At 69.5% G+C, this 23092-nt stretch carries 27 protein-coding genes; 24 read left to right on the top strand and 3 right to left on the bottom strand.

Annotation, left to right across the window (positions count from 1 at the left end):
• Nucleotides 1–24: 24 nt before the first annotated feature.
• The 19 genes from EDD54_RS11140 to EDD54_RS11225 all read left to right on the top strand — a co-directional run bounded on the left by EDD54_RS11140 (nt 25) and on the right by EDD54_RS11225 (nt 18621).
• Nucleotides 25–255 (top strand): hypothetical protein, encoded by a 231-nt coding sequence (locus EDD54_RS11140; protein WP_165644340.1) that lies wholly within the window; start codon nt 25–27, stop codon nt 253–255.
• Nucleotides 255–569 carry a head-tail joining protein gene (locus EDD54_RS11145; RefSeq protein ID WP_126541237.1) on the top strand — a complete coding sequence of 105 codons (315 nt, stop codon included), beginning with the start codon at nt 255–257 and terminating at the stop codon, nt 567–569. The genes EDD54_RS11140 and EDD54_RS11145 overlap by 1 nt, the downstream gene beginning before the upstream one ends.
• Nucleotides 566–1240, top strand: a complete 675-nt coding sequence (locus tag EDD54_RS11150) for a DUF6441 family protein (protein ID WP_208112178.1) — start codon at nt 566–568, stop codon at nt 1238–1240. The genes EDD54_RS11145 and EDD54_RS11150 overlap by 4 nt, the downstream gene beginning before the upstream one ends.
• Nucleotides 1237–1725, top strand: a complete 489-nt coding sequence (locus EDD54_RS11155) for a hypothetical protein (protein WP_126541239.1) — start codon at nt 1237–1239, stop codon at nt 1723–1725. The genes EDD54_RS11150 and EDD54_RS11155 overlap by 4 nt, the downstream gene beginning before the upstream one ends.
• Before the next feature lie 17 nt (nt 1726–1742).
• Nucleotides 1743–2711 carry a phage tail tube protein gene (locus EDD54_RS11160; RefSeq protein WP_126541240.1) on the top strand — a complete coding sequence of 323 codons (969 nt, stop codon included), beginning with the start codon at nt 1743–1745 and terminating at the stop codon, nt 2709–2711.
• 26 nt (nt 2712–2737) lie between these two features.
• Nucleotides 2738–3127, top strand: a complete 390-nt coding sequence (locus EDD54_RS11165; protein ID WP_126541241.1) for a hypothetical protein — start codon at nt 2738–2740, stop codon at nt 3125–3127.
• A 149-nt stretch (nt 3128–3276) separates the two neighbouring features.
• The gene (locus EDD54_RS11170; RefSeq protein ID WP_126541242.1) at nt 3277–3483 is read left to right on the top strand and encodes a hypothetical protein; all 207 of its coding nucleotides are present in this window, start codon (nt 3277–3279) and stop codon (nt 3481–3483) included.
• Nucleotides 3476–6652: a phage tail tip lysozyme gene (locus tag EDD54_RS22965; protein WP_165644341.1), complete on the top strand. Its 3177-nt coding sequence runs from the start codon at nt 3476–3478 to the stop codon at nt 6650–6652. Before EDD54_RS11170 ends, EDD54_RS22965 begins: the two co-directional genes overlap by 8 nt.
• A complete protein-coding gene (locus EDD54_RS11180) occupies nt 6649–7071 on the top strand; it encodes a hypothetical protein (protein WP_126541243.1) in 423 nt (140 codons plus the stop codon). The genes EDD54_RS22965 and EDD54_RS11180 overlap by 4 nt, the downstream gene beginning before the upstream one ends.
• Nucleotides 7068–7589: a hypothetical protein gene (locus EDD54_RS22970; RefSeq protein WP_165644342.1), complete on the top strand. Its 522-nt coding sequence runs from the start codon at nt 7068–7070 to the stop codon at nt 7587–7589. The genes EDD54_RS11180 and EDD54_RS22970 overlap by 4 nt, the downstream gene beginning before the upstream one ends.
• Complete coding sequence (locus EDD54_RS11185; RefSeq protein WP_165644343.1) at nt 7586–8017, top strand: C40 family peptidase; 432 nt, start codon at nt 7586–7588, stop codon at nt 8015–8017. Before EDD54_RS22970 ends, EDD54_RS11185 begins: the two co-directional genes overlap by 4 nt.
• Nucleotides 8014–11052 (top strand): TipJ family phage tail tip protein, encoded by a 3039-nt coding sequence (locus EDD54_RS11190; RefSeq protein ID WP_126541245.1) that lies wholly within the window; start codon nt 8014–8016, stop codon nt 11050–11052. The genes EDD54_RS11185 and EDD54_RS11190 overlap by 4 nt, the downstream gene beginning before the upstream one ends.
• Before the next feature lie 7 nt (nt 11053–11059).
• The gene (locus EDD54_RS11195) at nt 11060–12259 is read left to right on the top strand and encodes a beta propeller repeat protein (protein ID WP_126541246.1); all 1200 of its coding nucleotides are present in this window, start codon (nt 11060–11062) and stop codon (nt 12257–12259) included.
• Nucleotide 12260: 1 nt separating this feature from the next.
• On the top strand, nt 12261–12638 hold the full coding sequence (locus tag EDD54_RS11200; protein WP_126541247.1) for a hypothetical protein: 378 nt from the start codon (nt 12261–12263) through the stop codon (nt 12636–12638).
• Nucleotides 12639–12663: 25 nt separating this feature from the next.
• Nucleotides 12664–13920: a hypothetical protein gene (locus EDD54_RS11205; protein WP_126541248.1), complete on the top strand. Its 1257-nt coding sequence runs from the start codon at nt 12664–12666 to the stop codon at nt 13918–13920.
• Between the two features lie 13 nt (nt 13921–13933).
• Nucleotides 13934–16852: a hypothetical protein gene (locus tag EDD54_RS11210; RefSeq protein WP_126541249.1), complete on the top strand. Its 2919-nt coding sequence runs from the start codon at nt 13934–13936 to the stop codon at nt 16850–16852.
• An 11-nt stretch (nt 16853–16863) separates the two neighbouring features.
• Entirely contained in the window at nt 16864–17730 is an 867-nt protein-coding gene (locus tag EDD54_RS11215; RefSeq protein ID WP_126541250.1) for an N-acetylmuramidase domain-containing protein, read from the top strand.
• Between the two features lie 109 nt (nt 17731–17839).
• Nucleotides 17840–18310: a hypothetical protein gene (locus EDD54_RS11220; protein ID WP_126541251.1), complete on the top strand. Its 471-nt coding sequence runs from the start codon at nt 17840–17842 to the stop codon at nt 18308–18310.
• Between the two features lie 44 nt (nt 18311–18354).
• Complete coding sequence (locus EDD54_RS11225) at nt 18355–18621, top strand: hypothetical protein (protein ID WP_126541252.1); 267 nt, start codon at nt 18355–18357, stop codon at nt 18619–18621.
• A gap of 249 nt (nt 18622–18870) precedes the next feature.
• Here the strand turns inward: EDD54_RS11225 and EDD54_RS11230 are convergent, their stop codons facing one another.
• From EDD54_RS11230 to EDD54_RS11240, 3 genes are all read right to left on the bottom strand, one after another.
• The gene (locus EDD54_RS11230) at nt 18871–19209 is read right to left on the bottom strand and encodes a hypothetical protein (RefSeq protein WP_208112179.1); all 339 of its coding nucleotides are present in this window, start codon (nt 19207–19209) and stop codon (nt 18871–18873) included.
• Between the two features lie 62 nt (nt 19210–19271).
• Nucleotides 19272–19907 carry a hypothetical protein gene (locus EDD54_RS11235; RefSeq protein WP_126541254.1) on the bottom strand — a complete coding sequence of 212 codons (636 nt, stop codon included), beginning with the start codon at nt 19905–19907 and terminating at the stop codon, nt 19272–19274.
• A 487-nt stretch (nt 19908–20394) separates the two neighbouring features.
• On the bottom strand, nt 20395–20889 hold the full coding sequence (locus tag EDD54_RS11240; RefSeq protein ID WP_245515746.1) for an IS5 family transposase: 495 nt from the start codon (nt 20887–20889) through the stop codon (nt 20395–20397).
• Between EDD54_RS11240 and EDD54_RS11245 the strand changes: the two genes are divergently transcribed.
• The 5 genes from EDD54_RS11245 (at nt 20804) to EDD54_RS11260 (ending at nt 22764) form a co-directional block, all read left to right on the top strand.
• Nucleotides 20804–21046: a peptidoglycan-binding domain-containing protein gene (locus tag EDD54_RS11245; protein WP_126541256.1), complete on the top strand. Its 243-nt coding sequence runs from the start codon at nt 20804–20806 to the stop codon at nt 21044–21046. The genes EDD54_RS11240 and EDD54_RS11245 overlap by 86 nt on opposite strands.
• Before the next feature lie 24 nt (nt 21047–21070).
• Nucleotides 21071–21238, top strand: coding sequence for a hypothetical protein (locus EDD54_RS22975; RefSeq protein WP_165644358.1), 168 nt, complete (start codon nt 21071–21073; stop codon nt 21236–21238).
• Nucleotides 21239–21306: 68 nt separating this feature from the next.
• Nucleotides 21307–21492 (top strand): hypothetical protein, encoded by a 186-nt coding sequence (locus tag EDD54_RS11250; protein WP_126541257.1) that lies wholly within the window; start codon nt 21307–21309, stop codon nt 21490–21492.
• The gene (locus tag EDD54_RS11255; RefSeq protein WP_126541258.1) at nt 21489–21734 is read left to right on the top strand and encodes a hypothetical protein; all 246 of its coding nucleotides are present in this window, start codon (nt 21489–21491) and stop codon (nt 21732–21734) included. The genes EDD54_RS11250 and EDD54_RS11255 overlap by 4 nt, the downstream gene beginning before the upstream one ends.
• A 232-nt stretch (nt 21735–21966) precedes the next feature.
• Nucleotides 21967–22764 carry a TIGR04255 family protein gene (locus tag EDD54_RS11260; RefSeq protein ID WP_165644357.1) on the top strand — a complete coding sequence of 266 codons (798 nt, stop codon included), beginning with the start codon at nt 21967–21969 and terminating at the stop codon, nt 22762–22764.
• Nucleotides 22765–23092: the final 328 nt, after the last annotated feature.

The following is a 23092-nucleotide window of genomic DNA, read 5'->3' on the forward strand; positions in this document are numbered from 1 at the left end:
ACGGCGGCCCACCGGACAGGGATCATGGGGAGACCGATCATGAAGCTGAAGGGACTGGCCGATGCCGGCGAGGACGCCGGCAAGATCATCACGGCCGAATGGGGCATCGGCGTCCAGCTGCTGGCGACCGGCCACTACGTCGAGGTGGACGACGACGGCGCGAGGCTCGACGGTGTGGCCGACGAAGCGGCGAGCGACGGCTCGGGCGGCAGGGCCGCCGCCGGCAAGGCGGCCGCGAGCAAGGGCGGCGCCTGATGTCGGTCGCCGCCGCCGCCGTCGCCCATCTGGATGCCCAGTTCGCCCTGTGGGCCCGCCCGGCCTCCTACGTACCGCCGGGCGGCGGGGCGGCGGTGGTGTGCGCCATCGTGGTCGTGCGGCCGGACGACCTCGTCGGCGTCGGCGAGATGACGCTGGTGCGCGGCGCGCAGATCCTGATGGTGCGCGCGAGCGAGGTCACCCCGGACGAGGGCGGCGTGTTCACGCGGATCCACGACGGCGCGACCTTCCGGGTGCTCGGCGAGCCGCGGCACGGGGCGGACCGCGCGCTCTGGCGGTGCGGCGTCCGATGATCGGCATGCGGTTCGAGGCCGCCATCGACGGCCGCCTCGACGACTACATGGAGAGCCGGGTCGCGCTTGCGAAGTCCGGCATGATGAAGGCCGCGGCGCTCGCCGGCCGCACGGTGGTCGGCCGGTTGCGGGCCGACGTGCTGTCGGCCGGGCTCGGACCGCGGATCGCCAACACCTGGCGCGCCAACGTGCATCCGTCGCGAGGCGCGAGCAGCCTCAGACCGACCGTCTACATCTATTCCAAGGAACCGCAGATCGTAGAGGCGTTCGAGACCGGCCCGACGATCAGGGCCCGCAAGGGCGGGGTCTACCTCTGGGTTCCGACGGAGAACGTGCCGCGGCTCGGCCGCAAGCGGATGACGCCGGAGGACGTCGAGAACCGGTTCAACACGGACTTCGACATCGTGCCGGCCCTGACGCGGCCGGGGGTGTACTACGCGCTGATGACGCTGGTGCGCGCCAAGAGCGGGCGCGGCTACCGGCGCGCCAGTACGGGCCGCACCCGGGCCGGGCGGCAGGCCGAGCGGGTGGTGATGTTCGTGCTGGTGCGGCAGGTCCGGCTGCGCAAGCGCACGGACGTCGCCGGGATCGTTGTGACGGCGCAGCGCGAGTGGACCGACATCGTGGCCCGGTCGCTCGCCGAGGCCTTCCGGAACAGCGAGGGATCATGAGCCGGACCGACGACGTGCTCGCCGCGCTCCACGCGGCGATGGTGGATGTGTTCACGGCGGCCGGCCTGCCGGCGCCGGAGCGCGACCGCGCGATCCCGTCCGCCATGATCGAACTGGTCGACGGGTCGGAGATCTACACCTCGCTGTTCGACGGCGCGGGCGAGGTGACCGCGACGATGCTCGGCGACGGGGCGGCCGGCGACATCTACGACCTGACGCAGCGTGCCGAGATCGACCTCGCGGTGGCCGACCACGATCGGGCGCGGCGGATCGCCACCTTCGACGCCGGACTGGTCGCGATCGACGACGCCACGCGCGCGCTCGCCGCCGCGGTGGAGACGGGCGCGCATGCGCTGAGCGGTGTCCTGACGGCGGTGCAGGTCGAGCGCGTCGAGCGCTCGGGCACCGTCTTCGAGGGCATCGTGCACATCAAGAGCGCGGTGGTGACCGTCGCGCTCACCTACACCAGCGACCGCCCGTTCTGAGGCGAGGAGACGAGACCATGCCGACGACCCCCACCCCCGACGCCAAGACCCTCGAGCTCAACCTCGGCCGGGAGGCGACCTACGGCGTCGCGCCCGCGTCCTACGTCAGGACCTACGTCTATTCCTACGGCGTCAAGCCCGACAAGCCGCTCGAGGACGACCGCATCCTCGGCGTCGGCCTCACCACGGCGCGCGACCAGAGCGAGCCGGCGCCGGGGCTGGTGTCGCTCGCCGGATCGGTCGAGGTGCCGCTCGACATGCGCCACCTCGGCTACTGGCTGACGCTCTTGTTCGGCGACGCGGTCAAGACCGGCTCGGGGCCCTACCAGCACGTGTTCACGTCCGGCGCGGCGAGCCTGCCGACGGCGACGATCGCCAGCCAGATCGGCGGCTCGGGGCCGCGCCAGGATACCGGCCTCGTGGCGCGGTCGGGCCGGTTCGCCCTCGCCGCCGAGGCCGGGTTCCGAAGGGTCACGCTCGATCTCGCGGGCAAGGATCGGACCTATCCGGGATCGCTGTCGATCACGCCGCCGACGCCGCCGGTGCGGGCGCCGATGCCGTCGGCGACCGGAATCCTCAAGATCGACGGCAGCCAGGCCGCCAAGGTGCTGGCCTTCGACGGCACCTACGCCAACGGTTTCGAGGAGGAGCGCTACCTCGACGGTGCCGCCACGGTGTCGGGTTTCGCCCCCGGCCAGAACGACGCGAAGTGGTCGGGGTCGATGCGGGTGCGGTGGATGGACTCCACGCTGGAAGCGCAGGCCGCGGCCGGCACGCCGTCGAGCGTGGAGATGGTCTACCAGCTCTCGGCCAGCCTCAAGCTGTCGCTCCTCTCCGCCAACGTCGTGTTCCAGCGCTCCGGGCCGGACATCGGCGCGCCCGGGCGGATCGAACAGACGCTCGCGTGGCGGGCGCATCAGACCGGCGCCGCGGCGATGCTGGTGGCGACGCTGACCAACGACGTCGCGACGGGGTACCTGTCGTGATCCGCCTGCATCCGGTGGGCGCGCCCATGCCCGTGGTCACCGTCCCGCTGGTGGCCGGCGCGAGCGTCAGCGTCCGCGTCCTCGACGCGGTCGCGGCGCATCAGGTCGAAGCCGAGGCGACCGACCTGCATCGCAGGATCCGCGACGGCGCCGACGTGCTCGCCGCCATCGGCACCGACCTGCCGCCCGTCTGCGGCGACGGGTCCGACAAGGGGCTCGGGCTCTATCTCGAGGACTACGTTCTCGGCCGCCTGGCGATCGTGGCGTGGACGGGGATCGGAGACGAGGACGGCGAGCCGGTCGATCCGACGCCGACGGCGATCGCCGCGGTGATGCGGGATCCGGCGCTCGCCAAGGCGATCCGCGACGCGGCGACGGCGCCGCTCCACGCGACCATCGCCGAGGGAAAAGGCTGAGCCACCTCGCCAAGTGGCGCGCGGGAGGTGGCCGGAGCTATTGCGCCGGATGCCGTGCCGAGGGCGCGGCCTGTGCCAAGGGGCATCGCGACGAGAGCGGGTGGGTGTGCCCCGAGGTGGAGCACGCCCCCGCGACGGCGCACGGCCGCATGGCGCTGGAGATGGTCGATCGGCCGGGTCTGTGGCCCCGGGCCGGGATTTCCGGGCTGATCACGGGGCTCGATTGGGCGGCGGCGGCGGCCCTCAGGCCGGCGGGCATCGCCGCGGACGCGTGGGCGGGGCTGCTCGCCGGGGTCGAGGCAGGCGTGATCGCGCAGGTCGTCGAGGCGGCGGAAAGGAAGAGCGACAATGGCTGAGAAAAAGTCCGAGGTGGTGATCCGCCTCGCGATCAAGGACGCCGAGAAGGTCGAGCAAGCGCTCCGCAAGCTCGGCGCCAGCGGCGACGCGGCGCTGCGGGCGATGGCCGAGGCGGCGACGCCGGCGAGTCATGGATTGCAGATCCTGTCCGGCTTCGCAGAGGGCGCGCGCTCCGAGATGGAGGCGCTCTCCGGACGGCTCGGCCCGCTCGGCGGCACTCTGTCGGCGCTCGGACCGGCCGGTCTGATCGGCGGCGCGGCGGTAGCGGGCATCGGCGCGGCGGCGGTTTCGACGGTGCGCTCGCTCGCCGATCTGAAGCGCGAGGCGCAGACGGCCGGCATCGACGTCGGCTCATTCCAGCGGCTCAGGATCGTGGCGATCGACACCGGCGTCGAGATCGGCGCGCTGGTCGACGGCATCAAGGAGCTGCAGCTGAGGACGGACGAGTACGTCCAGACCGGCGGCGGCCCGGCGGCGGAGAGCTTCAAGCGGCTCGGGCTGACGGCGGGCGACCTCGCGCGCGCCCTGCACGATCCGGCCGAGTTGCTCACCACGCTGATCGGGCGGATCGAGAAGCTCGACCAGGCGGCGCGTGTCAGGGTGCTCGACGAGGTGTTCGGCGGTCAGGCGGCCGAGCGCTTCCTCGCCCTGGTCGAACAGGGCGAGGACGGGATCCGCGAAATCATCCGGGCGGGCGAGGACGCCGGCCGGGTGATCGATACGGAGATGGTCGAGCGTGCCGCCGAGGTGGATCGGCGGTTCCAGAAGATCGCCGACACGGTCTCGCAGAACGTCAAGGGCGCGATCGTCTCGGCGACCTTCGCGCTCGGTGATCTGCTCGACGGCCTCGCGAGTGCGCCGAAGTCCATCGCCAAGATGACGGACGAGGAACTCGCGGCAGTGGCGCGACCGACCGAGTATGTCGGTGGAACGCGAAATAAGGAGTTGGTGCCGAAGATCATCCCTCCAAAGATAACGGTCGGGAGAGCGGGTGAGGTCGACAACCCGGAGTATCTGCGCCAGCAAGAGGCTATTGAAGAACTTCGCCGCAGAGCAGAAGAGAGAGAGCGCAACTCACGCTTTTCGGACTATGAGCGACGGCGAGAACGGGAGCGTCAATCGCCGCTGATCCACCCAGAGGACGCTCCCCTCCCGACGAAGAAGCCGAACCTGCTTGCAATGCCGGAGCCGCAGCAGCAGGCCGATGCGGTGCGCGAGCACATCGAGGCGCTGGAACGCGAGCTCGACCTGGTCGACAAGTCGGCGCTGGCGCAGCGGATCGCCGCCGAGGTGCGCAAGCTCGAGGAAGAGGCGACGCGCCAGGGCACCGAAGCGACCGAGGCGCAGAGGGCGGCGGTGGCGGCCCTGGTGACGGCGATCGACGCCAAGGCGCGGGCGACGGAGGACGCGAAGCGGCGCGAGGAAGAGGCGATCGAGGCGACGCGACGGGCGGCGGACAGCGCGCGCGGGCTCGGCCGCGACTTCTTCGGCGGACTGCTGTCGGACCTCGAGCGCGGCGTCGACCTCTTCGACGCGCTCGGCGACGCCCTCGACCGGTTCGCGAGCCGCCTCCTCGACATGGCGCTCGACGACGTGTTCGACGCGCTGTTCCCGGATCCGTCGCAAGCCGGAGCGGCACCGCAGAGCCGTCTCGGCGGCCTCGTCTCCTATCTCTTCGGCGACCGGCCGGCTCCGGCCGGCGCCGCAGCCGGATCGGCGCCGACTTCGGCGACCGGTGCTGCGCCGGTCGCCGCCGTTTCCGCGGCCCTGCGGAGCGATCCGGTCGATTTCGGGCGCCTCGTGGTCCCGGGCGCCTCGGCGGACACGCTGAGGGACGGCCGGTCGCTCAACCCGGCCGCCGCGTGGCGGGCGCTGAAGGGAATGGGATACTCCGACGTCCACGCGGCGGCGGCCCTCGGCAATTGGCGGCAGGAGAGCGGGCTCAGGCTCGACGCCTGGAACGCGAACGAAAAGGCCTTCGGCCTCGAACAGTGGCGGGGAGACCGGCTCGACAATCTGGCGACGGTCGCCGACCGGATGAAGGTGTCGGCGCTCGACCCGCGGGCGCAGCTCGCCCATTTCGACGCCGAGATTCGCGGTGTCGTCGGCACGGAAGGGCGCTTCGGCCGGGACTTCCTGGCCGCGCGGGACCTCGAGGGGGCGAATCAAGCGCTGAAGCGGGTGATCCGCTACGGCGACGACAGCGAGGGGACGCGGCTCGGCTACGCGCGCGAGTATCTGGCGCGCTACGGTGGTCAGGCCGCCCCGCCGACGGTCGACCCCGAGGCCATCCAAGCGCTGCAGCAGCTCGGCGGGAGCGCGCGGACCTCGGCCGAGGCGGTGGCCGGCCTCGGCAGCGGGGCCGACGACGCGGCCAAGGTGCTGGCCGACGCCTTTTCCCCTTCCGACGCGGTCGCGAAGGCCGCGGCCCCGTCTCCGGCGAGCGCTCCGGCGGGCGGCGCCGACCCGGCGGCGAGCCTCGGGCAGCTGTTCCAGAACCTGTTCCAGGGAATCGGCGGCATCTTCTCCTCGCTGATCGGCTTGATCACGTCGGCCCTCGGCGGCGGCGGGGCCGGCGGCGGCCTCGGCGGCTTCCTCGGCGCGATCCTCGGCCTGTTCGGGGCCTCGCCCAAGGCGCGCGGCGGCCGGTTCCAGACCGGACAGCCGCTGCTCGTCGGCGAGGAGGGCCCGGAGCTGATCAAGCCGGACTTCGCCGGCGAAGTCGTCACGGCGCCGGCGACGGAACGGGCGATCGAGGAGGCGGAGAGGCGGCGGACGATGGAACCGATCCCGGCGGTCGGCCTCGCCGGATGGCGCAGCCTGCGCTCGCGCGAGGTGGAGCGCGAGATGACGATGGCCGAGGACGCGCGCAAGTCCTTCGCGATGCGCCGGGATTACGGCCTCTCCGGCGGCGACCCCTTTGGCGGGGTCGGCCTGAAGGCGATGTTTCCTGCGGCGCAGACGCCCGTCCGGCCGGTGTTCCAGACGGTGGTGGAGAACAACACCGGCGCCAAGGTGGAGACGCGCGAGGAAGACGACGGCATGGGCGGGCGGCGACAGCGGGTGGTGATCTCGGAAGCGGTCGCCGATGCGCTGGCCTCCCCCGGGCCGACCCGCCGGACGATGGCGAGCGCGTTCGGGACCCGGCCGAGGATCACCCGGCGATGACGATCCCGGTCTATCCGGACGACCTGCCGCGGCCGCTGCGGGACGGCTACGGACGGGTCTTTCCGGACGGGCGCGCGCGGGCGCAACAGGATGCCGGACCGCCGCGCAGCGTCCGCCGGTTCTCGTCGGCGGCGCAGCGGGTGTCCCTGGTGACGACGCTGACGCGGGACCAGGGCGCGCGGCTGCTGCGCTTCTGGGTCGAGGACACGGCGGGCGGCTCGCTGCCGTTCCTGATGCCCGACCCGACCGCGCACGGCTGGCCGCTGCTGACCGCCGCCGGCACGCCGCTCCTGACCGAGGCGGGCGCGCCCATCCTGCTCGGCGCGTGGTGGCTGGTGCTGTTCGGCGACCAGCCGCCCCAGGAGGCGGCAACCGGGATCCGATTCCGGTACTCGTTCACCGTGGCGGTGATGCCGTGAGGGTCGTCTCGCTCGCCGCGCGCCGCTCGGCCGAGGATGCCGCCTCGGACGAAGTCGAGGTCGTGCTGATGCGCTTCTCCGGCGGGCCGCTCGCCGAGCCCGTGCTGCTCTCGACCGATCCGACGGCGCGGCTCGCCGACGACCCGCTGACCTACGGCACGCGGTCGCGCTGGCAGTCGACGGCACGCGAGGACTACCTGTTCGTCCCCGCCCGGGCGGTCCTGCCGGACGACCAGGACGACCAGCCGCCGGCGGCGAGCGTGATGATCGACATCCTCGACGCCGCGATGGTGGAGCCGCTGCGCTCCTTCGTCGAGCGTTCGGTACAGGTCGACGTGGCGGTGGTGCTCGCCTCGTCGCCCGATGCCGTCGAAGCCGAATGGCGCGGCCTCTGGCTGCTCGCCGTCGACGGCGACGCCGGCATGATGACGCTGACGATCGGCCGCGAGGACGAGACCGGGGAACCGCATTCGGCTCTGCGGATGACGCGCGAGATCGCGCCAGGGCTGCATCGGTGAGCGCCCCGCCGTCGGTCCTGGACTGGGCGAGCCGCTACGTCGGCCTGCCCTTCGCCGACCACGGACGGACGGCCGAGGGCTGCGACTGCTGGGGGTTGGTCCGGCTGGTCTACGAGGCCGAACTCGGGATCGCGCTGCCCTCGTTCGAGGGCGTCTATGCCTCGGCCGAGGAACTCGCAGCGATCGGCGCGGCGGTGCGCGGCGAGCGCGACGGCGCCGGCTTCGGGCTCGTCGCCGCGGCCGCGCCCTTCGACCTCGCGCTGTTCCGGGTGCGGCGGTTCGAGGCGCACGTCGGCGTGGTGGTCGACCCGCGGCGAGAGGTGATGTTGCACATGGTGTTCGGGGAGCGCGCGGTGATCGAGACCTGGACGGCGCCGGCGTGGCGGTCGCGGCTCGTCGGCTTCCATCGTCACGAGGCGGTGCGGTGACGGCGCTCGTGCCGGCCGCGCCGACGGCTCCGGTCACCGTCATGCCCGGGCTCGACCCGGCGACGGGCCGACGGGTGATGACGGTGGCGGCGGGACGGACGATCCTCGACATCGTCCGCGAGGCGTTCCCGCGGGCCGACGAGAGGCTGCTCGGCAGTCTCCGGGTGGTGCTGGTGACGCCGCACGGGTCGCTCGTGGCGGAGCGATCGTCGTGGGCGACCTGGCGGGTGCGGGCGGGCGTGCATCTGGTGATCCGCGTCGTCCCGCAGTCGGGGCAACTGTCGTCGATCCTCCAGATCGTGGTGCTGGTGTTCGCCTTTGCGCTCGCATGGTACTTCGGGCCGGGTCTCGCGACGGCGCTCGGGATCACCGAGACGACGGCGAAGGGCGCGATCATGGCCGGGGCGATGTTCGCCGGGCAGGCGCTGCTCGCGGCGCTGATCCCGCCGCCGAAGGCCGACGAAGAGCCAAAGCGCTACTCGATCTCCGGCACGCAGAACCGCTCGAATCCCGGCGGACCGCTGCCGGTGCTCTACGGGCGCCTCAGGATCTGGCCGCTCTACTTCGCGCCGCCCTATACCGAGGTCGTCGGCGACCAGCAGTACATCCGCTTCGTCCTGGTGATCTCGGTCGGGCGGGTCTCGATGACCGACTGGCGGGTCGGCGACACGCCGATCTCCGAATACGACGGGATCGAGATGGAGACGCGGGAGGGTGTCGCGGGCGACGACCCGATCACGTTCTATCCCGAGCAGGTGGTCGAGGAACAGCTGTCGCTCGAACTGCGCCGGCCGCTGCCGCGCGACGACGCCGGCAAGGTGATCGACGGCGACCCGATCGACAAGCCCGAGGTGCGCTACACCGCCTCGGACGCCGCGTCGGCCTGCGTAGTGCTCGCCTATCCCTCCGGCCTCTCCGACTGGAACAAGACCGGCAAGAAGCGGCGGATGATATCGCAGGTCCGGATCCGCTGGCGGGCGGTGGGGGCGGGGACCTGGACGGAGGAGACGACGATCGACCTGTCGCGCTCGACGACGCAGCCCTTCTTCGTCGCGCACCGGTGGGCGTTTCCGGCGCGCGGCTCCTACGAAGTCGAATGCATGCGCATGATCCGGGAGGCGAAGGACGGCGGGCGCGCGATCGACAAGGTGATGTGGGCGGCGCTGCAGACCTTCCGGCCGGAGAGCCCGATCAACGCGCCGGTGCCGCTCGCCCTCGCCGCCGTGCGGGTCAAGGCGACCTATCAGCTCAACGGCCAACTCGGGGCCTTCAACTGTATCGCCGCCCGCATCGCACCGGACTGGGACGCGGGGGCAGAGGCCTGGGTGACGCGGGAGACGCGCTCGCCGGCGGCGGCCTACCGGGTCGGTCTGCAAGGCCCGCAGCGCGCCTATCCGGTGACGGACGGCGGGATCGACCTCGCCGCGGTCGCCGACTGGGCGGCGTGGTGCGCGGCGAAGAACCTCCGGTACGACCGGTGGGTGACGGAGGAGATCTCGGCCCGCGACGCGCTGATCGAGATCGCCGCCGCCGGCCGGGCGAGCCCGCGGCACGACGGCTTGCGCTGGGGCGTGGTGATCGACCGCCCGACCGACGTGGTGGTGGACCACATCGGGCCGCGGGTGTCGAGCGGGTTCCGGTGGCGCAGGAACTACGTGCGGTTCCCGGACGCGTTCAGGATCTCGTTCTTGGACGAGACCAACAAGTGGCAGTCGTCCGAGCGCCTGGTGCCGTGGCCGGGGCACATCGGCGACATCGTGGTGACCGAAGATCTCGCGATCCCGGGCAAGACGCATCCCGACGAGATCTGGATAGAGGCGAGGCGGCGGCAATACGAGCTGATCCACCGCCCCGAGACGCTGCAGACGGAGACGCCGGGCGCGGTCAGGGTGGTGACCCGCGGCGATCAGATCGCGGTGTCGCAGGTGACGGTGCAGCGGGTGCACCGGGACGCCCGGGTCAAGGGTGTCGCGGGGCGCCGGGTCTGGCTCGACGAGGACGTCGCGATCGAGGCCGGCGGCTGGGCGATGCGCTGGCGCGTCTTCGCCGACGAGGAGGACGCGATCGGCTCCAGCGTCGCCGCGACCCTCGCCGAGGGCGCGGGGACGCACCGGGCCGTCACGCTCACCGGCGCCGGCCCGGTGCCGCGGGCGGGCGACTACGTCCACCTCGGGCCGGCGGGGTCGGAGACGCGGATGTGCCGGGCCACCGGCCTCGAGCGGGCCGAGGGTAACGGCGTGATCCTCCATCTCGTCGACGCGGCGCCGGAGATCGACGCGGCGACGGACGCCGAGGTGCCGCCGGAATGGACCGGCCGGGTCGGCAGTCCGATCGGATCGGTCACGGCTGTGCCAGCAGCGGCGGTGTTCCGGACGGTCGCGACCGGCCTCGCCGGCACCGACGACCCGAACGGGCTCGACGTCGAGGTGGCGCCGGGGATCGGGAGCGCCGCGATCGTCGGGTCGTTCGAGCTCCAGCACCGCCTCGCCGGTGCGACTGACTGGCTGGTGCGCACCATCGCGGCGGCGAGCGGCAGCGCCTCGGTGCCCGGATACCTCGCCGGCGATGCGGTCGAGCTGCGGGTGCGCGCGGTCAGCATCTACGCGATCCCGGGCCCGTGGTCGGCGACCGTGTCGGTGGTGATCGGCGCAGACGGCGACCCGCTGCCGGCGGTGACGAGCCTCTCGGTCAACCGTATCACCGACGCGTGGTCGCTCGTCTGGTCGGTCGAGGCCGGCGAGGACCTCGCCGAGATCGAGGGCGTCGCCGTCAGGGCGCGCGGTGGGACGTGGACCTCCTTCGACGATCTCTCGGCGCTGGCGAGCCCGGTGACGACGTCGCCCTGGGTGACGGCGGAGCCGCCGAGCGACGGCGGCATCTACACATTCGGCGCCGCGGCGGTGGCGAGCGACGGCCGCCTCGGGACGGCGCTCCTGGTGCAGGTCTCCGGCACGGCGAGCGCCGACGAGATCGTCGGGCTCGACGACGGCGAGGTGCTCGCCGACGACGACGGCGCGTGGATCTCGGGAGGGTGAGGGCGAGATGACGACGATCCGCAAGATCGTGGACATGACGGCCGCGACGGTGATGGCCGACGCGGATGCGCTGGTGGTGCGCCAGGCGGCTGCGTCGGGTGGGCGGAAGCTCACGCTCTCGACGCTGTTCGGCTATCTCCGCGGCAAGTTCGCGGGAGCGCCGATCCTGGTCGGCGAGGGCGGCACCGGTTCCCGCACGCCGGCAAGTGCGCGCCGCGCGCTCGGGCTCGCGGTGCCGAACGTGCCCAAGCGGCGCCGGTTGACCGGATCGGCGTGGCTGTCGTCGACGAGCGCTGCCGACAACGACTGGCGGGCGGTGTGCTGGGCGGCCGAACTCGGCCTGTTCGTGGCCGTCGGTGCCTCCGGTACCGGCAACCGGGTGATGACCTCGCCGGACGGGGTCACCTGGACGGCGCGAACGAGCGCCGCCGACAACAACTGGCGCGCGGTCTGCTGGTCGCCCGACCTCGGCCTGTTGGTCGCCGTCGGCGACAGCGGCAGCGGGAACCGGGTGATGACCTCGCCGGACGGGATCACCTGGACGGCCCGCGCCTCGGCCGCCGACGGTGGCTGGTACGCGGTGTGCTGGTCGCCGCAGCTCGCCCTGTTCGTGGCGGTCGGCTACGGCACGGTCTCGACCCAGATCATGACCTCGCCGGACGGGATCACCTGGACGACCCGCACGTCGCCGAGCGCGAACCAGTGGTTCTCGGTGGACTGGTCTGCCGAGCTCGGCCTGTTCGTCGCGGTCTCGGTCGATGGTGGCACGAACCAGGTGATGACCTCGCCGGACGGAACCACGTGGTCGTTGCGCTCGGTGCCGGCGTCGAGGTCGTGGACGCGGGTGCGCTGGTCGGCCGAGCTCGGGATCTTCCTCGCGGTGGCAGCCTCCGGGACGGGCACGCGCGCGATGACTTCGCCCGACGGCGTCACGTGGACGCTCCGGACCACGGCGGCGGACAACACCTGGTACGGGCTCGCATGGGCACCCGAAATCGGCCTGTGGGCCGCCGTCTCCTCCGACGGCACCGTCATGACGTCGCCGGACGGGGTCGTCTGGACCTCCGGGACGTCGCCGGCGGTGCTGGCCTATCGCTCGCTGGCGTGGTCGTCCGAGCTCGGCGTCTACGCCGCGATCGCCAGCAGCGGCACCGGCAACCGCGCGATGACGTCTGTCTCGGCGCACGCGATCACCTACAGGAGCTGACATGGCCGACCTGACGACCCGGGTGGTGCACCACCGTATCGTGATCACCCTCGCCGACGACGGTGCGATGGCCGGCGCGGTGATCGAGCGCTCCCTCCAACATCTCGTCGCCGGTACCGTCTATCGCGACGACAAGATCGCCCCGCTGGTGCTCGGTGCCGACGGCACGCCCTCGCTCGCCGCGGTGATGAGCGAGGCCGAAGCGGCGACGCTGGCCTCGGCGAGCCGGATGGCCGAGGACCTCGCGGCGCGCGACGCCGAACTCGCGGCGCTGCGGGCGGAGCTCGCGACGAAGGCAGCGGAGGCGACCGGCCTCGCGCGGCAGGTAGCCATCCTGACCGCCCAGATCGATGCGCTGACGGCCCCGTCGACGGTCTGACGCCGCCCACGAACAGGAAGACATCATGAGCAACACCGGTGCCGGGGTCGGTTCGCCGAATCTCCCGAGGGCTTCGCTCGTCGACGAGGTCATGGGTCACCACGTGGTCGGCGGCGTCGCCACCACGGTCAGGATCACCACCGCGGACCTCTCCGCCCAGGTCGCCGAGGCGATCGCGATCGACCGAACCGCGCCCAAGGTCTACGCGACCTGGGCGGGTTCCGGTGCATTGGCGCTGGCGGCGCAGACGCCCGGCGCCGCGAACCTCGGCGCTCAGATCCCCGACACCGACACCGGCACGCACGTCGATCCGGTGACCGGCCTGACCGTGGCGAACGCGGGCTTCTACGCGTCCGCCCCGAAGGTCGGCGGTGGCTTCGGCTATCAGTGGATCGCCCCGACCGGCCTCGCCCAGAAGGCGGCGGCGACCGCGCTCGACGCCGAGACGGCGGCGCGGATCGCAGGCGATGCCGATCTTTCCGCCGAGGTCGCCGACCTCGACGGGCGGGCGAGCGTCGCCGAGGCGCGACTTTCCAGCGTGGAGGCGGCGAATGGTTCCGCCTTCCTGCGTCTCTCCGGTGCCGAGACGCGCCTCCTCGGGGTCGAAGCGGCGACCGCCGCCGCCGCCGCGGAGATCTCGGCGGCGCGTGGCGGAGAGGCGAGCCTCGACGCCCGCGCCGATGCCGTCGAGGCGCGGGTCGCCGCGGTCGAGGCGGCGGCGGCGCTGTGGCGGGCGGCGACGGCCGCCGCAAGCGGGCTCGACGAGCGCCCGGGCGACGCACCGTGGTGCTTCTCCGCCGACCTCGCCGGCGCCTTCGACGACAAGGTCCCGCTCGACGGCGCGCTGGTGCGCGAGAGCGCCGACGGTCTCGTCGTCGAGCTCCAGGGCGAGGCGACGGTTTCCCCGCGCCGCGTCTGGCGTCTCGAACCGGGACGCGTGTTCACGGTCACCGCCGCCGTCCGCCGTGCGGTCGATCCGGTCGACCCGGCGATCGACGCCGTGGAACTCGGTCTCGTCGCGCTGACCAGCGCGAAGGCGCTGATGCCGATCGCGCCGGTGGTTCTGGTGCGATCCGAGAACCTCTTCGCCATCGACGGCCGGGTGCTCTTGTCGGCGACCGTCGCAGGCGAGGCGGGCACCGACATCGACGTCGTCTGGCCGGCGGGCGTGGTCTACGCGGCCGTGTACGTCCGCACCTTCGGCGGCACGCATCGGACGCAGGTCGAGACGATCCGGGTCGAGGACACCACCATGCTGGCCCTCGTGGCCGGCGCGCTCTGACGGAGAATCCGAAATGGGACTGCTGGCGTCCTATGCCACCCGCCTCAACGCGTCGTCGGCGAGCGGCACCGTGCCGCCACTCGCCGCCTATCCCGAACTCGGCGGGGGGCTGACGACGAGCGGCACCTCGGCTGCCCTGACGCTGGCGAGCGGACAGGCCTTCAGCGCCTATGCCGACGGTCTCGCCTTCGCGGTCAGGATGCACGCCGACGCCGTCGCCAATGCCACGCTCGCGGTGAACGGGAAGCCGGCGAAACCGATCGTGGTGCGCACGCCGAGCGGCGAGCGGCGGGTGCGGTCGGGCGAGATGATCACCGGGCTGCGCTACATCCTGCACTACGACGCGCTCGCCCAGGGCGGCGCCGGCGCCTGGACGCTCTACGGGACGCACGCCGCCGAGGCGACGGCGCTCGCCGATGCCGGCGGCGTCGAGGTGACCGCCACCACCGTCGCGGTACTGCGGACGATCGCGCCGCGCGCCGGCATGCGTGTGCGCACCGCCGGTTACTACGCCGCCGGCGACCGCGGCGACGGGCTCTACGTCGCCGAGATCGGCGCGCCTGGCACCTATGTCGACAATGCGGGATGGATCATCGTCCCGACCGGCGGGGACGGGTCGGCGGCGTGGATCCTGACCGGGCGCTGGCGGCAGGAGCAGTTCGGCGCCGTGGGCGACGCCACGCTCCCGCTCGGTGGCAAGATGGTCACCGCGACGTCGACCGGCACGGCGGTCGTCACCGTCGCGAGCACCGACGGCCTCGCCGAAGGGATGGAGGTGTGCTCGGTGCGATGGCATTCGCAGCCCTCGACCGCCATCGCGACGCCGACCACCATCGCCGAGATCCTGTCGGCGACGTCCGTGCGGATGAGCCGGACGATCCCGGCCGGCGTCCATCGCCTCAACTGCTGGCGCAAGATCAACCCGGCCACCGTCGGCGGCACGGACAATTCGGCGAGCATCGACGTCATGGTGGCGGGCATGATCGCAACCGGCCGGTCCGATGCGGACCTGCCGCAGCGGCCCGGCATCTATCACTACCCGACGGGCATTCAGATCGGCGACGGGCTCGGCTTCCGGGAGATCCGTCTGCACGGCCCGCACAAGGCGCAATTCGCCGCCGCCATCGGCGGTGCGGCCTACGTCTTCACCGCGACCGATCGGCCCGGCGTGTCGATCACCGGCGGACGGCGGTCGGGGATCGTGGCGGCGGCGCTCTACGGGCCGATCTACAATTACATCCAGGCTCTCCTCGACGTGAACGAACTGGCGCCGGACACGCTGGATTGGCTGCCGCCGACTTTGCCCTGGGGTGGCACGGTGCCGGGCGGCCTCAACCGCCGCTCGCCGCTCGCCGGTATCGCGGTGGATCCCTACGCCGGCATCGCGCCCGTCGCGCCGTATGGACGCGTGCTGCCGGCGGGCGTCCCGACGGCCTACGGCATGCCGCTGACCAGCGAGCCGGTGATGGATCGCTGTCAGATCATGGGTTTCGCGATCGGGACCATCACCGGGCCGAACTCTCCCAACCAGGGGGACTTCGAGCGGGCCACCGAGTGCTTCATCGGTGCATGCGTGATCGCGTCCGGGGTCTACAACACGCAGGCGCGCAACCAGACCCGCGGCCACAATCTTCTCAACGGCGTGAAGACCGCGGTCTCCGGAAGCCTCTACGGCGACGGCTCCGGCAAGTGCAACGGGGTGTTCGACAATCTGTCCGGGTCGCTGGTCTACGAGTTGTTCGATTTCGACGTGTCCGCCTTCTCCGGCGTCGTCGAGTTCCACCGGATCTACATCGAGATCATGGGCCGGCTCGGCCGGTTCGTCGGGTCGGCCGGATACAATTATCCCCTCGCGCTGGTCGGTTGCGAGTTCCTGACCGGGACGGACCTGACCGGAGAAGTGCCGGCGGCGATGATCGAGACCGGCGAGCGCCAGTCGGTGGTCCTCGACCGTTGCGCGATCGTCGGACCGCCGCGGATCATCGCGATAACCCAGGGAGGCAATCCGGACCTCACCGTGCGCGACTGCATCCTGCGCGGCGCAGAGTTCGGGCCGCCGGCGGCCGAGACGTTGCCCATGCTGCGCTACTGCGGCGGGTGGTTGACCGGATCGAGCCGCTTCAACACGAACGGTGTCGACCGGTCGCGCTGGGAGGGGCAGACGACGGTACCGTTCGCCGAGTACGCGGACGGGGCTCTCTCGACGAGGCGGATGGGCGACGAGCTCTACTTCTTCACCTCCGCCGGACGTCGCGCGCGGATGCCGAAGGATCAGGCGGTCAAGCGCTTCCGGGCGCGCTCCGGCCGCCTGTGGACGCTGCGGCAGGTGACCGACGCCCTGTTGGCGATGGACTCCACCTACACCCTCGAGGACCTGACCTGGACCGGGATCGACACGGCGCGCTTCACCCTGAAGTCGGCGGTGTGGGGTTGGGGTTCCGGCTACAGGCTGGCGGTCGGCTGGGGGCTCTACCACACGGCGACCGCCACCATCTTCGTCGTGACGTCCGTCGGTGCTCCCGACGGCAGCGGGAACAGGCTCGTCACGATCAAGCAGGAGAACAACCTGCGCCTCGACGTGACGACCGGGGCGACGCAGATCAACTATCTCTCGGATCTCGCGCTGTCGGGATACCTGATCATCGTGCAGCCCGACTTGGTGCTGACCGAGGAGGTCTACGTCGCCACGGCGACAGCCGGATCGGCGACGCTCACAAACGCGGGCCGCGGTGACGGCTTCGCGGGCCAGATGACCGATTCGATCTTCGTCGGCGACGCCTTGCGCGGGTCGATCTACGGCGAGGACTGGTTCATTTCCGACCAGCCGACGACGATCGCCGGCCGCACCGCCGGGTCACCCGGCACGATCGTGCTCTCGCGGGCGGCCGACCGCAGCGGGACCTATCCGATCACCTGCGTCCCCATCCACTGAAGCGAGGGATCATGACGATCGACGAGATGATCGCCGCGGGTTTCCGCGGGCGAGCGGAGCCGCTCGGGCGCGACGATGTGGCGGTGATGGCGCGCGCGGCCGGTCTGGACCCGGCCGTGCTCGCCGCCGTTCTCCAGGTCGAGGCGGCGGGGACCGGATTCGATCGGTCCGGGCGGCCGACGATGCTCAGGGAACCGCACGTGTTCTTCCGCTGCCTCGACGTGGCAAAGCGCCGGCAAGCGCAGGATGCCGGCCTCGCGTGGCCGGTGTGGCGGCCGGGGCATTACCCGGCGAGCGCCGACCAGCGCTATGCCGACCTCGTCGCGGCCTGCGCAATCGACCCGGTGGCGGCACTGATGTCGTGCAGCTGGGGGATCGGCCAGACCCTCGGGGAGAATTGGCGCCTCTGCGGCCACGCGTCGGTGGTCGAGATGGTGGAATGCGCCATGCGGAGCGAGGCCGAGCAGGTCGGGACGATGCTCGCCTTCATCCGTGCCCGGCGGCTCGACGTGCCGCTGCAGGCCCATGACTGGGCGCGCTTCGCCCGCGGCTACAACGGACCTGCGTATCGGCGGCACGACTACGACGGGCGTCTCGCCAGGGCCCATGCCGCGGCTCTCGAGCAGCGCCCTCCGCAGCCGGAGGCGGCGCTCGGTGATGGCGTGCTGCGGCTCGGCGACAAGGGCGAGCTGGTGCGGGCAATGCAGATGCGACTTGGCGATCGGGGCTACGCCGCCGGCGCCGCGGACGGGTGGTTCGGCCGCATCACCGAGCAGGCGGTGCGGGCTTTCCAGGGCGAGCAGCGGCTCGTCGTGGACGGCAAGGTCGGACACAAGACCGCCGCCGCCCTCGGGCTCAACTTCTGGCCGGCGGGCTGACGTCCCGCCTCATCCCCTCGACACACAAGGAGACGACGACATGCCTCGCATGATCCCTCGCGCACGCCCGCTTGCCCCACTGAGACCCGCCGCCGGGTCCGGCCGATGGGTGATCGCCGCGCTCGCCCTCGGCCTCGGCATCTATGCCGCCTGCGCCATCATCGGGTTTCTGATCGTGACGGCGATGGCGGCCGATGCGCCGCCGGCCCCATCTTCGACAGTGGTCGACCTCACGCCGATCACCTCGCTTGCGATCCAGGTGATCGTGGCGCTGCTCGGCATTCTCGCCGCCGCCGCCGCCGACCGCCTGCGCCGGTGGCTCAAGATCGAGGAGGCCTCGCGTGCCAACGCGCTCCTGCACACGGCGCTCGATCGCATCGTCGCCGGCGCGCTCGCGACCGCGCAGGCGGAGGTCGGGAAGGCGGATCTCTCCCTCGACGTCCGCTCGCGCGCCGCCGCCCGCGCCATCAACGCTTCGCAGGAGCGCCTGCCGGATCTCCTGCGGCAGACGGGGGCGACCCCGGGCAAACTCGCCGGGATCATCGCGGACAAGCTCAACGTCCAGGCGGCGCGGGGCTGACGGAGATCGAATCGACGGCGTGGCGGCGGGTGAGAGGGCGAGGCATGGAGATCGACGACGAAAGGGTCCGCACCATCGCCCGCGAGGCGGCCAAGGAGGCGGTCCGCGAGACGCTCATCGCGCTCGGGATCGACGCGGCCGACCCGCGCGAGGTGCAGGCGGACATGCAGCACCTGCGCGACTGGCGGCTCAGCGTGGCGGCGGTCAAGCGACAGGGCATCGTGAGCGCGGTCGGGCTGCTCACGGTCGGCATGCTCGGGCTGGTGTGGATGGCGATCCGCGGCGGCGGTCTGCCGCCCGGCGGGCCGTGAAATAGGGAAATGTTGCGCTGCTAAACCTGTTGGAGCATTCGTTCATCACTCGACCCCAGGGGGGGCGGGGCGCTTTCACTCACGAGGAACTCAAGAGTTTTTGAGGCGCGTATCTCAAAGGGGGCGGAACCAAACGGTTGCTCAAAAATTTATTTTTTGTTAAAGGTTCCCAGCTAAAAAAAGAACCACCCTCCGTTGGCGCGAAGGGTGGTCAGGCTAGAGTATATCGGAATGACTAAGGCCTTGGCGTCAGAGATGCCAAGGCCCGCCGCCGTCAAAGTAGTCGAGGATGCGTGCCAAGTTCCCGCCTACGCGGATAGTCTCGAATACGCGTATCATGAGGTTTTTTGTCCGGACGGATTGAGCCTCCTCCCCAAAATGCGACCGCAAGAGGTCGACGGTGTCCTCGTGCGACAGTCCGCATGAGCGATACCGTTCGTAGAGTTCGTACGCGGTAGCGCGCGCTGCATTGCGTTTGTCCGCCGGAATCGGGCCGACGATGTTCTCCAGCTCCGAAAGCTGAAGGTTTGAGCCCAAAAGCAGGTTCGGGCGGATACCGTCCTCTTCTTTCATGATGATCTTCTCCACGTAGTTCAACGTTGAATATTCCAAGCATAAGAGCCTCCATTGTCGCCGTTCTCCTTCCTCATTCAGGCGGAGGCGCACCCGCCATCGTCGCCCTGCTGCTCTTCGAGGGCCGCATGGGCGATGCTCTGCTGCCGCCGTGAGGCTGCGTGGTCGGCACAGGCTAGATAGGCGAGCGCAGTAGCGGCGGCTCGCCCGTGCTCAGTGAGTTGGTATTGACGGCTGGGACGCCCGCGATTGCTTTCGGCGAATTGTGCAAGCCCAACAATATATCCAGATCTCACTAGTCCCCCGATAGCATCGTAGATCCGACTAAAAGAAGCTGCCCGCTTGTCACGTAGACTTATAACAAGAACGAGGTCAGCAACCGTAAATTTTTCATTTCCCTGATGTTCTAAAATTAGTGATGTGTAGAGAACCTCTGCTTGCGGAGCGTTCATTCGAAAATCTTTATCATCACCAGTTCCATTATTTTCATCGGTGATACGAGAAGACAAGTAATGAACCAATCTATATAGACTAGAATTTCCGCGCTTTGAAGAACGAGATATTTGTTTTGTGATCTTATCAAAATCGTAAATAAGATTAGTAACCATAGTTACTAGTACTCCATGAAAGATTAGGGTTCCCAGCCTTTCAAGCGAGGTGCGGATTAAGACAACCAGGGCTAGGCGCCCTGTGTATGTAACTAGCTCAGACATGCTTGTTGCTCCCGTTGTTCTGAGTGTCGCTGAGGCTAAGAGTTACGAGCCGTGGTTAACGGCGTGAACCATGATACGCGGTTTTGCGGCGACGACAAGCCTTTTTCCGGAAAAAACGGAAAAATTACCGCTATCGAAGCCAGCTGAACACTCGCAGGGCTCTAGCCGTTACGACTGTCCGCGGATCAGGCTTTGTTGACGATCGCCAAGGTGGCGTCCGACGCGGTGCGCCGGCACCGGGGTCGGGCAGATCATCGAACGAGCCGTTTTCTCCCCTATAGAGGCGCTGAATCAGGTTGGCGCGTCCGACACATCGCGTGCAGGGGCGATCACACGTGCGGCTCTCGGTGCAGACGAGGCGCGCGATCTGATCACGCTCCGGCTCGATCGCGAAGGCGCGCTGGGCGACGGCCACCAGCGCAGCGGTTTCAGGCGAAAGTCGCACAATCGGTCCGGCATGCGCTGTCGCCCTAGGGTCCAGACTCAATCACGTCCACCACGTGATTGCGGCGACGAGAGCGACGGCAGAAGCGAAGTTTCGAGCGAGTCGGTCGTAGCGTGTGGCGATTCTGCGGAAGTCCTTGATGCGGCAGAACATGGGTTCGATTGCGTTGCGGGCCTTGTAGGCCTCTGGGTCGAAAGGGTGCGGGTTGCGGCGCGTCGGATGGTTGGGAATGACGACGCGCGCGCCCCTGCTTGCCGCCAGCTCCCGGAGGAAGCGGGCGTCGTATCCCTGATCGCCCAAGAAGATCCGGGACGGGGGAGCAAGGCGCAGCAGATCAGGCGCGACGGTGATGTCGGCCACGTTGCCGGGGCTCAGCACGAAGGCGAGCGGCCGGCCGGTTCCGTCGGTCAAGGCGTGGATTATCCTCGTGGGGCCGCCTCGCGAACGGCCGATGGCCTGCGCCGCGGCCCCCCTTTCCGCCGGCCGAGGCGTGCTGCGCCGCGGGGAAAAGGGCGAGGCGGTGTGGGTGCTGCGGATGCGCCTCGCTGGTCGGGGCTGTGCCGCGGGCGCGCCCGACGGCTGGTACGGCAACGCTACCGAACAGGCCGTGCGGGCTGCGCAGCGCGAGCTCGGCTTGGCGGTCGACGGCGTCGTGGGGCCGCGGACAGCCAAGGCGCCGGACTTCGACTGGTGAAACCCTGAACAAGGAGAGACGAGCATGTCGGACGATCCCCGTATCGCCGCCGGGGTGGCGCGCGCCCTCGGCGCGGTGGCGGCGTCGCCGTCGACCGCGATGCAGCCGGCCGACGTGGACCCGGCCACCACGGCGGTCACCACGGCGCTCGCGCCGACGCTCGACTACCTCGCCAACCGCGAGCCGTGGTAGCGCTCGCCGGTGACGCTGGGCTCGCTCGTCGCGGTCGCCGCCGGACTGGCCGGCATCCTGGAAACACGGTGACCGCCGAGGACCAGCGCCAGATCGTCGACAGTGTAGTGGTGCTGACGGATCTCGCGACGGCCGCGGCCGCCGTGCTCGGCGGCCTCTTCGCGCTCTGGGGGCGCTGGCTGCGCGCAAGCCGCTCGGGCGATGACGATCGTCCACCATCACCGAGATTGTCGAGACCCGAGGTGCTGCCGTGACGGATGACGCACTCCGCGAGCGGATCGCGGCCCTGGAAACCGAGGTCCGCTACATGGGGGAGGCTGGCGGCCGGCAAGCGGAGGAGCTGCGGGAGCTCAGGGAGGCAGTCGGGGAACTGCGGGATCTGCTGACGCAGGCCCGCGGCGCACGGTGGGCGATCGTCGCGGTGATCGGCATCGGCGGGGCGCTCGCGAGCTACCTGCCGACGGTGTTCAAGTGGGTGGCGATGGCGCATCGCTAGATGCCAGAATTCAACGACCTCAAAAAATGGCGACCTAGAGAGGAGCTAAACCGAGCGAGAGTTTGCATGGCCACCGTGCTAGATTGCTCGGGAGCGCACCTTATGGACTCGTGCCTATCTGGTCTGTAAACGAAAGCGGCGGGCCCAACGGCCACGACGTAAGGCCAATTTGAGGACACTTCTCACTATGAGCGCTTGGCAACCTCTCCGCCCGCACCACTCGATCGAGCGGGTGATTGCCAGTATCAACTTTGTTGAGATGTTGCCGCAACTAACGCTTGTGAACTACATTCTTCCAGAGGTGGGGAATGAAGCTGCCGCCATGGGGTTGGCTACACAAGTAGATGTGATGGAACTCAATGTAGCTATGGGAGCGAGGGGACCTCAAGCTCCACAAGTACCGACCGCAAGTGCTGGTGTTGTGGGGCGTGCATTCCAGAAGATTGATGGTGGAAGGGTTGTTGCGGAAATAAAAGTAGATCGAAATAGCATTGCATTTGCTATTGAAAAGTACGAACGATGGGCTGAATTCATCGCCGATTTTCAGAGGCTTGTAAATGATGCAATGCTGACGCAGTTGTTAGGTTTCGTCGGTGTGGCGGTTATTCGCCTTGAGTACTTTGATAGATTTCTATTTTCTGGTGATGCAAAGAAGGCTCCGGTAGCGGAGCTTTTGGATTTTTCTGGACCCTGGGCCGCGCCTCATGCGCTTACGGCTTCTGCTACAGGTCAAATGTGGCATTCACATTTCGGTCAGTTCGTAAAAACGAGCGATGGCCTTCAGCGTCTGATCAACGTGAATGTGGAGTGTGTTGACGCAAATCGACCTTCTGGGGTTGTTCGAACCATCCTTATTCGAACTTTTGGCGAGGACAGGCTTCTGCCTTCTGATGGATACAGCGGCGCGCCCTCAGGGGTGCTGAAGCCCGCGTACATTCGAGAGCGACTCGACGACCTCCATACAACCTTGAAGAATCTTTTTGCCCAGACTATAACCCCAGAGTACCGCACTCGCGTTGGCTTGGTCTGACGGCAAAATTATGGTTCCGGCATCTCCCGCGGAGGCGCTCGTTTTCGCGTTCCTGGCTTCCGCTAGGACGGTCGCTCCCCCTATGAGTAAGCTAAGCTCCTCAGTAGAGGAGGAGTATCCTGTCTCTTCCACTATTGGGAGTTTATCAACTGTTGTATTTTCTGATCCGCCGTTTCCTAGGCGGTGGGGTTCTCTGACTGGTTCGACGCGGGAAGATGCTGACAATATTCCTCCGCCCACGTTAGGCGCGAAGGGATATGACTCAATCCACCTGCTGTCGCCAGTCTCATACATTGATATAGCGCTGGATGCACTAACACGCTTTGCG

The sequence above is a fragment of the Oharaeibacter diazotrophicus genome, from assembly GCF_004362745.1.
GTDB classification, from domain to species: Bacteria; Pseudomonadota; Alphaproteobacteria; order Rhizobiales; family Pleomorphomonadaceae; genus Oharaeibacter; species Oharaeibacter diazotrophicus.

Bases quoted from the DNA above. Each gene is read 5' to 3' on its own strand.
- EDD54_RS11140 (WP_165644340.1), top strand. From the start codon at position 25: ATGGGGAGACCGATCATGAAGCTGAAGGGACTGGCCGATGCCGGCGAG.
- EDD54_RS11145 (WP_126541237.1), top strand. From the start codon at position 255: ATGTCGGTCGCCGCCGCCGCCGTCGCCCATCTGGATGCCCAGTTCGCC.
- EDD54_RS11150 (WP_208112178.1), top strand. From the start codon at position 566: ATGATCGGCATGCGGTTCGAGGCCGCCATCGACGGCCGCCTCGACGAC.
- EDD54_RS11155 (WP_126541239.1), top strand. From the start codon at position 1,237: ATGAGCCGGACCGACGACGTGCTCGCCGCGCTCCACGCGGCGATGGTG.
- EDD54_RS11160 (WP_126541240.1), top strand. From the start codon at position 1,743: ATGCCGACGACCCCCACCCCCGACGCCAAGACCCTCGAGCTCAACCTC.
- EDD54_RS11165 (WP_126541241.1), top strand. From the start codon at position 2,738: ATGCCCGTGGTCACCGTCCCGCTGGTGGCCGGCGCGAGCGTCAGCGTC.
- EDD54_RS11170 (WP_126541242.1), top strand. From the start codon at position 3,277: ATGGCGCTGGAGATGGTCGATCGGCCGGGTCTGTGGCCCCGGGCCGGG.
- EDD54_RS22965 (WP_165644341.1), top strand. From the start codon at position 3,476: ATGGCTGAGAAAAAGTCCGAGGTGGTGATCCGCCTCGCGATCAAGGAC.
- EDD54_RS11180 (WP_126541243.1), top strand. From the start codon at position 6,649: ATGACGATCCCGGTCTATCCGGACGACCTGCCGCGGCCGCTGCGGGAC.
- EDD54_RS11195 (WP_126541246.1), top strand. From the start codon at position 11,060: ATGACGACGATCCGCAAGATCGTGGACATGACGGCCGCGACGGTGATG.
- EDD54_RS11200 (WP_126541247.1), top strand. From the start codon at position 12,261: ATGGCCGACCTGACGACCCGGGTGGTGCACCACCGTATCGTGATCACC.
- EDD54_RS11205 (WP_126541248.1), top strand. From the start codon at position 12,664: ATGAGCAACACCGGTGCCGGGGTCGGTTCGCCGAATCTCCCGAGGGCT.
- EDD54_RS11210 (WP_126541249.1), top strand. From the start codon at position 13,934: ATGGGACTGCTGGCGTCCTATGCCACCCGCCTCAACGCGTCGTCGGCG.
- EDD54_RS11215 (WP_126541250.1), top strand. From the start codon at position 16,864: ATGACGATCGACGAGATGATCGCCGCGGGTTTCCGCGGGCGAGCGGAG.
- EDD54_RS11225 (WP_126541252.1), top strand. From the start codon at position 18,355: ATGGAGATCGACGACGAAAGGGTCCGCACCATCGCCCGCGAGGCGGCC.
- EDD54_RS11235 (WP_126541254.1), bottom strand. From the start codon at position 19,907: ATGTCTGAGCTAGTTACATACACAGGGCGCCTAGCCCTGGTTGTCTTA.
- EDD54_RS11245 (WP_126541256.1), top strand. From the start codon at position 20,804: ATGGCCTGCGCCGCGGCCCCCCTTTCCGCCGGCCGAGGCGTGCTGCGC.
- EDD54_RS22975 (WP_165644358.1), top strand. From the start codon at position 21,071: ATGTCGGACGATCCCCGTATCGCCGCCGGGGTGGCGCGCGCCCTCGGC.